The following is an 11574-nucleotide window of genomic DNA, read 5'->3' on the forward strand; positions in this document are numbered from 1 at the left end:
TTTCAGGACTCCAGGTCATGCCGGTTGACCCGGTCTTCCAGACGATGTTGCAGATGCGCCAGGATGCTCGCCAGGATCCAGTAGATCAGGGCTGCGGACAGATACATGGTGAAAATTTCAAAGGTGCGCGCCGACACCAGTTGCGCCTGCCGGAACAGCTCGGGCACCTGGATAGTGGCGGCCAGCGCCGTGTCCTTGACCAGCGAAATAAAACTGTTGCCCAACGGCGGCAGGGCCGTGCGCATTGCCTGCGGCAGGATGGCCCGGCGCAGCGTCTGCGCGCGGGTCATGCCGATACTCGCGGCGGCTTCCCACTGGCCACGCTCGATGGAGGCGATGGCGGCCCTCAGGATTTCACAGGCGTAGGCGGCCATGTTCAGCGAAAAGCCGATCATGGCGGCCGGGATCGGGTCCAGCTCGATCCCCACTTGCGGCAAGCCGTAATAGATCAGGAACAGTTGCACCAGTAACGGCGTGCCGCGAAAGAACGACACGTAGACCCGCGCCGTCCAACTCAGCAGCTTGAAGCGCGACAGGCGCATCAGGGCCAGGCCAAAGCCCAGGAGCAGGCCGAAGAACATCCCGCCCAGGCTGAGGATCACCGTGTAATACGCGCCCTTGAGCAGAAAGGGCGCGGAGTCCAGCGCGAGTTGCAAACCTGCTTCCATTATTGAGTGACGTCAGCGTTGAAGTACTTCTCGGACAGCGTCTTCAAGGTGCCGTCGGCGCGCAGCTTGTCGAGGGCCTTGTTCACTGCGTCGAGCAGCTCGGGTTCGCCTTTGCGCAGGGCAATCCCCGATTCCTGGCGAGAGAAGGCGTCGCCTGCCGCGGCAGTGTCCGGGGCTTTCTTGGCGTATTCCAGGGCGGCCAGGCGGTCGATCAGGATGGCGTCGATACGGCCGATGCGCAGGTCCTGGAACTTGGTCGGGTCGTCGTTGTAGGTCTTGATGATGGCTTTAGGCTGGTTGTCCTTGAGCCATTGTTCGTAGTTGGTGCCCAGGCCTACACCGACTTTCTTGCCGGCCAGGTCGCTGGCGGTCTTGATGGTGTCGACGTTCTTTTTCAGCACCAGCGCTTGAATGCCGGAGACGGTGTAAGGCTTGGAGAAATCGTACTTTTTCTTGCGCTCTTCAGAGATGGTCACCTGATTGACCACCGCGTCCAGGCGCTTGGAGTCCAGGGCGGCGAGGATGCCGTCCCATGGCATGGCCTGCAGTTTGACCTTGACGCCCAGTTCCTTGGCCAGCGCTTCGGACAGCTCCACCTCGAAGCCGCTGAGCTTGCCGCTTTCATCGACGAAGCTGAACGGTGGGTAGGTGCCTTCCAGGCCGAACTTGATCTCGCCGGCCTTCTTGATGGTGTTCAACTGCTCGCCGGCAACCGCCTGGCCGAGCATGCCTGCGCCGAGCGCCAGGCCCAATGTGCCGACCAGCAATGTGCGACGCAATACAGAAATAGTCATGAAGAGCCCCTATGGTTTTTTATGGTGAGCGAAGCCGGTGACGCAGTAGCCGTATCCTGCCTTAAAGCGCGGTGCGCGTCTTCGCCTTCGGCGCGATGATAAAGCGGGTTTTTAAGACTTGAAAATAATAAAAATCCAAATTCATATTCATATTTTGAATATGAAGGGGTTCAAAGTGTGGGAGGGGGCTTGCCCCCGATGACAGTGGTTCAGCTACAGATAAGTTGACTGACCCACCGCTATCGGGGGCAAGCCCCTCCCACATTCAGTCCGCGTTTATTCAGTTGAATACTGAGTCATAGGCAAACAAGGCCGGCGCGCCGCCGGTGTGCAGGAAAATAATCGGTCCGTCGCCGAACCGCTGACGACCGATGCCATCGAGCAATCCGGCCATCGCCTTGCCGGTGTAGACCGGGTCGAGCAACAGACCTTCCTGGCTGGCCAAAAGTTTGATCGCCGACAGCGTGCCCGCGTTCGGCTCGCCATAACGCGGGCCGAAGTATTCGTCCCACAGGATCACCTTGAAGGCTTCGGGCAGCTCTACACCGAGCAGCTCGGCGGTACGCTCGGCCAGGCCCTGTACTTTCGGGCGCTGGGCCTCGTCGGTGCGCGACACGGTAACGCCAACCACGGGCAGGTTCGGCAGCGCTTCGCTCAGCGCCAGCGCCAGGCCGCTGTGGGTGCCTGCGCTGCCGGAGGCCAGCACCACCGCTGCAAAGTCGAGGCCGCTGTCTTCGATCTGCGCCGCCAGCTCCAGGCCGGCACGCACATACCCCAACGCGCCGAGGGCATTCGAGCCGCCGATGGGCACCAGATAGGGCTTCTTGCCGTTGCTGCGCAGGCGGTCGGCGAGGGCCTTGAGCTGGTCGTCGGCATGGTCGAGGTTCTCGACCAGTTCCACCTTGGCGTCGAACAGTTCGAGCAACAAACGGTTGCCGTTGCCCAGGTAGTTGGGGTCGTCGGTGCCGGTAGGGTTTTCCAGCAGGGCGACGCAACCCAGGCCAAGCCTGGCGGCCAGTGCGGCGGTCTGGCGCACATGATTGGACTGGATAGCGCCGGCGGTGACCAGCGTGTCGGCGCCCTGGGCGAGGGCGTCGGCGGCCAGGTATTCAAGTTTGCGCAATTTGTTGCCACCCATGGCCAGCGGGGTGGTGTCGTCGCGCTTGACGTAGATGTCCCTGCCGAGCCAGGCCGAGAGCCGCTCGAGTTTTTCCAGGGCGGTGGCGCCGCCCAGCAGGTCCAGGCGGTCAAAACGGTCGAGTTGTTGTTTGATCATGGCTGCGCACGGTGACTGAGTGATTGGACGACTATAGGCAGGCACTTTTCATCGGGCAACGGCCAATCGCTTATGTCGGATGGTTCTTAGCCTCACACCATTGGTTCTTAAGGGTTGCCTGGGTGCATACCGTAAAGTGATGGCCATTTCGTCAGGAGTGAAAAAACCGTGAGTGAGCGTTCCAGCCATTGGCAATTGCAGACCATCGTCAGCCAACTGCGCAGCGCCCGGGACCAGTGGCGAACGCGCAACGGTCGCTTGAGCGGCGAGCACGGTGGTCGCGAGTTACCGTCCCGCGAAGCGGTGGCGCAGATTCTCGAAGCGTTGTGCGGCGCACTGTTCCCGATGCGTCTGGGCCCGGTTGACCTGCGCGAAGAAAGTGAAGACTTCTACGTCGGGCATACCCTCGACGTCGCGCTCAACGCCTTGCTGGCCCAGGCCCGCCTGGAATTGCGCTACGCCGCGCGTCAGGGTGGCCAGGATGACAGTGACATCGACGCCCATGCCATTCGCCTGATCCAGGATTTCGCCCTGGCCTTGCCGGCTTTGCGCAGCCTGCTCGACACCGACGTATTGGCCGCCTACCACGGCGACCCGGCCGCGCGCAGCGTGGATGAGGTCTTGCTGTGCTACCCAGGCATCCTGGCGGTGATTCACCACCGCCTGGCCCATCATCTGTACCGCGCCGGTTTGCCGCTGTTGGCGCGGATCAGTGCGGAAATCGCCCACTCGGCCACCGGTATCGATATCCACCCCGGCGCGCAGATCGGCCCGAGTTTCTTTATCGATCACGGGACCGGTGTGGTAATTGGCGAGACGGCGATCATTGGTGAGCGGGTGCGCATCTACCAGGCGGTGACGCTGGGTGCCAAGCGCTTTCCGGCGGATGAGGATGGGCAGTTGCAAAAAGGCCATCCGCGCCATCCTATCGTTGAGGATGACGTGGTGATCTACGCCGGCGCCACGATCCTGGGGCGGATTACCATCGGCAAGGGGTCGACCATCGGCGGCAATGTCTGGCTGACCCGCAGCGTGCCGGCCGGGGCGAATATTACCCAGGCGAATTTGCAGCATGATGATGGGGCGCAGAAATAAAGAGTCTGCACGCTAATCCCATGTGGGAGGGGGCTTGCCCCCGATAGCAGTCTGTCAGTTGATATAACTGGAACTGACCCACCGCTATCGGGGCATAGGTATCTACACAACTGCGTAGCACCCACCCCACCGTAACCACGATGCGAAGCGAGCCGCTCTTGATCTTGATCTGCTTTTGATCTCAGGCGCCCCGTTAAACCACGCTGGCCGAACGCAGGCTTGAATCCGTGGGTAACCCGGCAGGACGCCGGGTTAGCCGCACTGGGCCATGGATGGCCCATTGCGGCGGCCCACGGATTCAAGCCGGAGAGAGGGCACACCGAGCCCAGGCGAGGTGCCGAGTGGTGGGGCAAGAGCGTTTTGCTTACTTTTGCGCTTTTCAAAAGTGAGCCGCTGTAAAAGCGGAACCATTAGCAGCCGTGACCGCAGAAACGGATATGTACTCGGTCTGATCCAACATCCTGGTCGGCCCTGAGGACGCCATCGGGGGCAAGCCCCCTCCCACATTTGGATCTGTGGGGTATCAGTAAGATAGTCACAGGCTGCCTGACCCAACGAGGAGCAAGCCCCCTCCCACATTTGAATGCATTTCACCTTCACGTCGCTGAACGATTTGCCCCCGTAACCCGTCATACCAGTCCCTGAGCTAGTGTAGGAATTGTCTACCACTCAGCCCCGAAATTAGTCCCAGACCGCCCATTCATGTTTAACTTGAACGTTCGTTCAAGTTAAACCGGTGGTTCGCTGCCCGCTCACAACAGGAGGCTTACCTTTGCTGAGTCCGTTATACACAGCCACATTTCACACCCCGGGGGTGCATCGCTCATGAGTGCGTCGTCTACCCCATCCAGCGGTCTGGTGCGCATGAATGCGCCCGTTTTCTACTTTGCCGCCACGGCCATCCTGCTGTTCGGCATTACCGTCATCGCGATCCCGCAACAGGCCGGTGCCTGGCTGCTGGCGGCGCAAAACTGGGCGGCCAACACGGTCGGCTGGTACTACATGCTGGCGATGACCCTGTATCTGGTCTTCGTGGTGGTCACCGCGCTATCGGGCTACGGCAAGATAAAACTCGGTGCCGACCACGACGAGCCCGAATTCAGTTACCTGTCCTGGGCCGGCATGCTGTTCGCCGCCGGGATCAGCATCACACTGTTTTTCTTCTGTGTGTCCGAACCGCTGACGCACCTGGTGCAACCGCCCCAGGGCGAGGCAATGAACGCCGATGCGGCGCGCCAGGCCATGCAGATCCTGTTCCTGCACTGGGGCTTGCACGGCTGGGGCGTGTTCGCTTTTGTCGGCATGGCACTGGCGTACTTCGCCTACCGGCATAACCTGCCGCTGGCGTTGCGCTCGGCGCTTTATCCGCTGATCGGCAAGCGCATCAACGGCCCGATCGGTTACGCGGTGGATGGCTTCGGCATCATCGCCACGGTGTTCGGCCTGGGCGCCGACATGGGCTTCGGCGTGCTGCACCTCAATTCCGGCCTGGATTACCTGTTCGGTATTGCCCATACGCAGTGGATTCAGGTGGGCTTGATCACCTTGATGATGGGCGCGGCGATCATCGTCGCCGTGGCCGGTGTCGACAAGGGTGTGCGGGTGATGTCCGACATCAACATGCTGCTGGCCTGCGCGCTGCTGCTGTTTGTGTTGTTTGCCGGCCCCACCCAGCACCTGCTCAACACCTTGATCCAGAACATCGGCGACTACCTTGGCGCGTTGCCGACCAAGAGTTTCGACGTATACGCCTACGACAAACCCAGCGACTGGCTGGGCGGTTGGACGGTGTTCTACTGGGCCTGGTGGATCGCATGGTCGCCGTTTGTGGGCCTGTTCATCGCGCGGATTTCCCGTGGCCGCACCATCCGCGAATTCGTGTTTGGCGTGCTGCTGATCCCGCTGGGTTTCACCCTGGCGTGGATGTCGATCTTCGGTAACAGCGCCATCGACCAGGTGCTCAACCATGGCATGACCGCGTTGGGCCAGTCGGCCATTGATGAGCCGTCGATGAGCCTCTATCTGCTGCTGGAAACCTACCCGTGGAGTAAAACCGTGATTGCGGTCACGGTGTTTATCAGCTTCGTATTTTTCGTGACCTCGGCGGACTCAGGCACGGTGGTGCTGTCGACCCTGTCGTCCAAAGGCGGCAACGCCGATGAAGACGGGCCGAAATGGCTGCGCGTGTTCTGGGGCGCGATGACCGCCCTGGTCACCAGCGCCTTGCTGTTTGCCGGCAGTATCGATTCGCTGAAATCAGCGGTCGTGCTGACCTCGCTGCCGTTCTCGCTGATCCTGTTGCTGATGATGTGGGGGCTGCACAAGGCGTTCTATCTGGAATCGCAAAAGCAGATCGCGCAGTTGCATTCGCTGGCGCCGATTTCGGCGTCGCGCAAAGGCCGTGGTGGCTGGCGCCAGCGTCTGAGCCAGGCCGTGCATTTTCCGTCGCGCGACGAGGTATACCGCTTCCTCGAGTCGACGGTGCGCCCGGCCATTGAAGAAGTGACCGCCGTATTTGTCGAGAAGGGCTTGAACGTGGTCACCCAGCCAGACCCGGCCAACGACAGCGTCAGCCTGGAAATCGGCCATGGCGAGGAGCATCCGTTCATCTACCAGGTGCAGATGCGCGGCTATTTCACGCCATCGTTTGCCCGTGGCGGCATGGGTTCCAAAGAGATCAACAACCGCCGTTACTATCGCGCCGAAGTGCACTTGCGTGAGGGCAGCCAGGACTACGACCTGGTGGGCTACACCAAGGAGCAGATCATCAACGACATCCTCGACCAGTACGAGCGGCACCTGCAGTTCCTGCATCTGGTGCGTTGATTCGCGTGCATAAATGCACGTAATTGCGTTCCTCTCAAGTGGGTCTTTGCTGTAAAAGGGAAAGGCAGACTTAAGCGATTCAGCGGGTTCAAAGGCCTGGGAATAACCTTATTCCCAGGCCTTCTTTGCCCCAACGCCCAGAGAGGATTCGATGACGTACATTGCTGCCGAAAACCGCTATGAATCTATTCCTTACCGCCGCGTAGGCCGCAGTGGACTGGTGCTGCCGGCACTGTCCCTCGGGCTGTGGCACAACTTTGGCGACAGCACCCCGATCGCCACCCAGCGCGCCCTGCTGCGCACCGCGTTCGACCTGGGCATCAATCACTTCGACCTGGCCAATAACTACGGCCCTCCCTACGGCAGCGCCGAGATCAATTTCGGTCGTTTGCTGCGCGAAGACTTCAAGCACTATCGCGACGAATTGATCATCTCCAGCAAGGCCGGCTGGGACATGTGGCCCGGCCCGTACGGCCAGGGTGGTGGTTCGCGTAAGTACGTCCTGGCGAGCCTGGACCAGAGCCTGCAACGTCTGGGTGTCGACTATGTGGATATTTTCTACTCCCACCGTTTCGATGCCGACACGCCACTGGAAGAAACCGCCAGTGCGCTGGCCACCGCTGTGCAGCAGGGCAAGGCGTTGTACATCGGTATCTCGTCATACTCCGGGGTAAAAACCCGTGAGATGGCGGCGCTGCTCAACGAGTGGAAAGTACCGTTGCTGATTCACCAGCCGGCCTACAACCTGCTCAACCGCTGGGTGGAAAAAGACCTGCTCGACACCACTGACGAACTCGGCGCCGGCGTGATTGCCTTCACGCCGCTGGCTCAGGGCTTGCTCACCGATAAATACCTCAACGGGATTCCTGCCGATGCCCGGGTGAATCGGCCGGGGGGAGGCTCGCTGCAGGCCCAACACCTGTCCGAGGAGAACATTGCCCATGTTCGCGCCCTGAATGAGATCGCCCAGCGTCGCGGCCAGAGCCTGGCGCAATTGGCGTTGGCCTGGACCCTGCGTGATCCGCGGGTGACCAGCGCGCTGATCGGTGCCAGCCGGCCGGAGCAGATCATCGAGAACGTCGGGGCGTTGAAGAACCTGAGCTTCAGCGCTGAAGAACTGGCGCAGATCGATCGGTTCGCGCAGGAAGGCGGGATCAATCTGTGGGAAAAACCGTCAATGGCTGAGTAACGGCAGTGTGCCTGCTCGATAGGAGGCTGACTTTTATCGTGGCAGGCACGCTGCGGCGTTCTGCTCAGCGCAGGGTTAGCACTCGCCGGGCATGCTGGAAGCCCGACTCGGACAGCTTGACCTTGTTTCCATAAAGGTCTGCATATCCGTCAATCACGGCGACCGAATGTGTCCCGTCTGCTGCGGTACCCAGGCCTTCCTTGGCCAGTTGAGCCGGGTTGGTCCAGCGCCGTCTGGCATATAAGCCCAAGCGCTGGGTGGCATCCCCCGGCATCTCGCCGTTATTCAATGAGGCCATGGCATCTTCGAAGCTGCGCCTGGCGGTGCCTTCGTGATTTCTCAGCTGAGCTCGCTTGGCGCTGGCGGCATACAGGAATACGGCGTCCTTGAGCACGTCCGGGTCATCGCCCTGAAAGCCGCTGCCGGTCCTCGCCAGCGTTAACTCTTCATGCGATATATGCAGTTTGAACATGTCTTGCATGGTCACGTCGAACCCCGTTTTTGTAGGGGTTATCAGTTTGAAAATGCCCTGTGGATGATGGCCGTATTTCATCATCGCCAGCTTGATCGCCGACACCGTGACACAATTGCCTTGAGTGCCCTGCCAGAAACCGCGCCAGATATCCTTGGGCCTGGTGCCGATCGGCACCGAAGAGATAAAGGGGCTCTCGTCAGACTGGGGCTTGTTCATGGGGTTGATGTTGGTAAACGGGGCTGGCGAATCGCGATCAACCTGCTGAGGTACCGCGTCAACCGTAGGTGCAACAGGGCTGGCACGCTGTGTGAGGGTTTTGAGAAGGGTGTTCAGTGAGTTCAGTTGTTGAACAATGGACGTGTAAAGGTTTTGTGTGTTTTCCGGGCCGATCGCGAGGGGTATTTCCATCGGGGTCTTGGCGTTCGGCTTTACGCCTGCGCCGTCGCGCAGACTGGGAAGTATTGAAGTATTAAGCGCTGTGGTGCCGCTGGCAGTGTTGAGTAACATAGGTCACCTCGTATTCAATAAGTGTGAGTGAACGATTCAGTGCACATCGAGCACGTAGCCGTGCCCGTCATAAGGCAGGTATTGATGCGCCTTTTCATTGCCCAGAACCAAGCCAAACCCGTATAGAAACCCGACGGTATCCTGGCCCTCCAGTTCACTCACATGGACATGGCGCATATGACCGATCATGCCGATGTTTTCCAGGATAGGTTTTATGTGCCGGCCATTCTGGATCGCATCACTGAGGGCCGTCTCGAAGTCGGATTTTGTCACCGGATCTTCATGTTCCAGCTGGTGACGTTTCGTAAAAGCCGCAAATATGAAGTTGGCATCCTTTATCATCTCGCTGTCGTCACCGGACAACTTCAAGGCTTGCCCGGCCCGCTGTATCTCCTGGCGAGAAATATGCACTTCATACCCATCTTTCATCGTCACGTCATAGCCGTCACCTGCAGCGGCAACCCGTTGGAAGCAATCGGTAGGGCTTTGCCCGAACTTCATCATCATCAATTTTATTGCGTCAACGTAGGCTGCCGTTTCGCGAAATTCGCCAAAGCGACGGGGTGTGTCATTGAAGGCGGTCATTATATTGACTGGACGCTCACCGCCTCTCTTTGAAGAGAGATCCGGCATCGCGCCGGGGGAGGGAGGGCCCGGCGGAGTTGGCAGGGGTATGACGTTGGTTTGCGGGGGGAGAGGTGCTACCGGCGCAGGGCGTGAGTCAATGGACGGTTCCTTCCTGCCGTCCAGCCTGGTGGTTGCGGGTAAATCCGACAGTACGTAGGCCTGCTTTTTCAGCCTTAACCTGGAAGGTGTCCCATGGAAGTCCTCGCGACCATCGACAACCAGCATGGATTCCCCGTTCGAGACAACCGTTATACCCGGTCTTTGGCCAGTGCCAAGTGACTCGGACTTAACCTCTTGCATGTGCTTTTCCAGACCCATGAGCTTCAATACGTTGCTGGCATGTTCGCCATTGTTTGTATTGCGCAGGGTCATGGGATAACTCGCCTGTTCTGCGGGATCGTTGCTTTCGAGCTGTTTTCGCTTGGTCAGGGTCGCATACAGAAAGTTGGCGTCTTTCAACATGTCCTCGTTGCCCAAAAGTTGCGAACTTTCCCTCGCGAGGTCCAGCTCTTTATGCGTGATGAATAATTTGAAGCCATCTCTCATCGTCACATTGAAACCGGTACTCAGGGGGGTAACTTGAGCATAGATATCGGTTGGGCTTTGACCAAAGTGCTGCATGGCCAACTTGATCCCCGCTACATGGGAACTGTGCGGCGTGGTGAGTGAGCGAAAAGTGACTTGGGGGGAGAAAAACAGGCCACCCAACACGTCGTCGGGTTTTTGTTTGTTCCTTTTATTTGAAAGGTATTGCGTACCATCAGTGCGCACGGCTGAGGGGGGCGTCGTTGCAACGGTTGCTGGCGTTTCAGGCGTGACGGGTTCGGCGTCCATGCCCTTCTGGAGCGTATCCATCAAACGTTTGAGCTCGCTTAACATGGCGAGCAAATTTTCGCGGCTATAGGGGTCGGCGGTGGACGATGTCAGTGTTTCAGGGGTTGTGCCTGTGGCTGAAGGGGCGGATTCAGGCGGTTTAATGGGAAATTCAGCAGGCTGTGACGCAAAAGCTGTCAGCCACGGCGATACGGTTGAGATATTCATTTCAAGCACTCAATGGATTCACGTTAAGGGTTCACTGCGCAGGCGTTTCAGACGCACGATGTCAGTGGTGAGCCTTACCTTGTGCGTTCCTGAAAGTGAGCACTTGACGAGTTACAGAGCGTGTCGTGAGCCGCATTTTTTCCATAGGAAAAATCTTGAAATCAACGGGTTTTTCTCCATTCAAACGCAGCGGGGCAGTGCAGACGGGAATCGCCATTTGAGGCGATTGGATTAAAACGGCACATCGCCCAGGATGGTGGCCCGGTGCATGACGCGGCGCTGTGGACGGTAGTCATCCACCGCGTAATGCTGGGTCACGCGGTTATCCCAGAACGCCACGTCATTTTCCTGCCAGCGCCAGCGAATAGTGAACTCCGGGCGGGTGGCGTGAGCAAACAGCAGCTTGAGAATCGCCTCGCTTTCGGCCAGTTCCAGTTCATTGATTCGGATGGTGAAGCCATCGTTGACGAACAGCGATTTGCGGCCGCTGATGGGGTGTGTGCGTATCACAGGATGTGACAGCGGCGGGTTTTTCCGACGGGTTTCTTCCCAGCGCGCCAGGTCTTCGGCGGTATTGCCGAAGCGCTCCAGTGGAAAGGACTTGGTGAAGTCGTGGGTCGCGGTGAGGCCGTCGAGCAGCGCCTTCAACGGCTCGGACAACGCGTCGTACGCCGCGATACCACTGGCCCACAAGGTATCCCCTCCGAATGCAGGCAACAGCTTGGCACTGAGCACCGCGCCGAGGGCCGGGGTGGGCAGGAAGGTCACGTCGGTGTGCCACACGGCGTTGTCACGCACATCGGTGACGGCGGTGTCGAGGATCAGCACTTCGGGCTGTTCCGGCACGTTGGGGTAGATCGGATGGATGTGCAGGTCACCGAAGTTCGCCGCGAACCGTGCCTGCTGCTGCGGGGTGATCGGCTGGTCACGGAAGAACAGCACCGAATGCTTGAGGAGCGCGTGTTCGATGGCTTCGCGCTCCTCAGAATTCAGCGCCCGGGTGATATCCACGCCACTGATCTGGGCGCCGAGCGCGGTGCTTATTGGGGTAACGGTCAGGCTGCTCATTGTGTGTT

The 11574-nt window shown here is 59.3% G+C and carries 9 protein-coding genes; 3 read left to right on the forward strand and 6 right to left on the reverse strand.

Annotated features, from left to right (window positions below; genetic code table 11):
• Positions 1 to 2 precede the first annotated feature (2 nt).
• The 3 genes from tcyL to MRY17_RS01180 all read right to left on the reverse strand — a co-directional run bounded on the left by tcyL (position 3) and on the right by MRY17_RS01180 (position 2738).
• Positions 3 to 668 carry a cystine ABC transporter permease gene (gene tcyL, locus MRY17_RS01170; RefSeq protein ID WP_124431087.1) on the reverse strand — a complete coding sequence of 222 codons (666 nt, stop codon included), beginning with the start codon at positions 666 to 668 and terminating at the stop codon, positions 3 to 5.
• Complete coding sequence (tcyJ, locus tag MRY17_RS01175; RefSeq protein ID WP_181283886.1) at positions 668 to 1462, reverse strand: cystine ABC transporter substrate-binding protein; 795 nt, start codon at positions 1460 to 1462, stop codon at positions 668 to 670. The genes tcyL and tcyJ overlap by 1 nt, the downstream gene beginning before the upstream one ends.
• A 280-nt stretch (positions 1463 to 1742) precedes the next feature.
• Positions 1743 to 2738 (reverse strand): D-cysteine desulfhydrase, encoded by a 996-nt coding sequence (locus tag MRY17_RS01180; protein ID WP_181283887.1) that lies wholly within the window; start codon positions 2736 to 2738, stop codon positions 1743 to 1745.
• A gap of 168 nt (positions 2739 to 2906) precedes the next feature.
• Between MRY17_RS01180 and epsC the strand changes: the two genes are divergently transcribed.
• The 3 genes from epsC (at position 2907) to mgrA (ending at position 7848) form a co-directional block, all read left to right on the forward strand.
• Complete coding sequence (epsC, locus tag MRY17_RS01185; protein WP_181283888.1) at positions 2907 to 3833, forward strand: serine O-acetyltransferase EpsC; 927 nt, start codon at positions 2907 to 2909, stop codon at positions 3831 to 3833.
• 864 nt (positions 3834 to 4697) lie between these two features.
• Entirely contained in the window at positions 4698 to 6659 is a 1962-nt protein-coding gene (betT, locus tag MRY17_RS01190; protein ID WP_164484677.1) for a choline transporter BetT, read from the forward strand.
• Between the two features lie 151 nt (positions 6660 to 6810).
• Complete coding sequence (mgrA, locus tag MRY17_RS01195) at positions 6811 to 7848, forward strand: L-glyceraldehyde 3-phosphate reductase (RefSeq protein WP_181282949.1); 1038 nt, start codon at positions 6811 to 6813, stop codon at positions 7846 to 7848.
• 64 nt (positions 7849 to 7912) lie between these two features.
• Here mgrA and MRY17_RS01200 read toward each other — a convergent pair whose 3' ends face one another.
• The 3 genes from MRY17_RS01200 to tauD form a co-directional block, all read right to left on the reverse strand.
• Positions 7913 to 8830 carry a hypothetical protein gene (locus MRY17_RS01200; RefSeq protein ID WP_191955976.1) on the reverse strand — a complete coding sequence of 306 codons (918 nt, stop codon included), beginning with the start codon at positions 8828 to 8830 and terminating at the stop codon, positions 7913 to 7915.
• 36 nt (positions 8831 to 8866) lie between these two features.
• Entirely contained in the window at positions 8867 to 10498 is a 1632-nt protein-coding gene (locus MRY17_RS01205; RefSeq protein WP_191955975.1) for a hypothetical protein, read from the reverse strand.
• A gap of 231 nt (positions 10499 to 10729) precedes the next feature.
• Entirely contained in the window at positions 10730 to 11566 is an 837-nt protein-coding gene (gene tauD / locus MRY17_RS01210; RefSeq protein WP_191955974.1) for a taurine dioxygenase, read from the reverse strand.
• Positions 11567 to 11574: the final 8 nt, after the last annotated feature.

The sequence above is a fragment of the Pseudomonas orientalis genome (genome assembly GCF_022807995.1).
In the GTDB taxonomy this organism is placed as follows: Bacteria; Pseudomonadota; Gammaproteobacteria; order Pseudomonadales; family Pseudomonadaceae; genus Aquipseudomonas; species Aquipseudomonas orientalis_B.

What these genes read in the sequence shown, in the direction of transcription:
- MRY17_RS01180 (WP_181283887.1), bottom strand. Translation starts at nt 2,738, where the DNA reads ATGATCAAACAACAACTCGACCGTTTTGACCGCCTGGACCTGCTGGGC.
- MRY17_RS01200 (WP_191955976.1), bottom strand. Translation starts at nt 8,830, where the DNA reads ATGTTACTCAACACTGCCAGCGGCACCACAGCGCTTAATACTTCAATA.
- tcyL (WP_124431087.1), bottom strand. Translation starts at nt 668, where the DNA reads ATGGAAGCAGGTTTGCAACTCGCGCTGGACTCCGCGCCCTTTCTGCTC.
- tcyJ (WP_181283886.1), bottom strand. Translation starts at nt 1,462, where the DNA reads ATGACTATTTCTGTATTGCGTCGCACATTGCTGGTCGGCACATTGGGC.
- MRY17_RS01205 (WP_191955975.1), bottom strand. Translation starts at nt 10,498, where the DNA reads ATGAATATCTCAACCGTATCGCCGTGGCTGACAGCTTTTGCGTCACAG.
- betT (WP_164484677.1), top strand. Translation starts at nt 4,698, where the DNA reads ATGAATGCGCCCGTTTTCTACTTTGCCGCCACGGCCATCCTGCTGTTC.
- mgrA (WP_181282949.1), top strand. Translation starts at nt 6,811, where the DNA reads ATGACGTACATTGCTGCCGAAAACCGCTATGAATCTATTCCTTACCGC.
- tauD (WP_191955974.1), bottom strand. Translation starts at nt 11,566, where the DNA reads ATGAGCAGCCTGACCGTTACCCCAATAAGCACCGCGCTCGGCGCCCAG.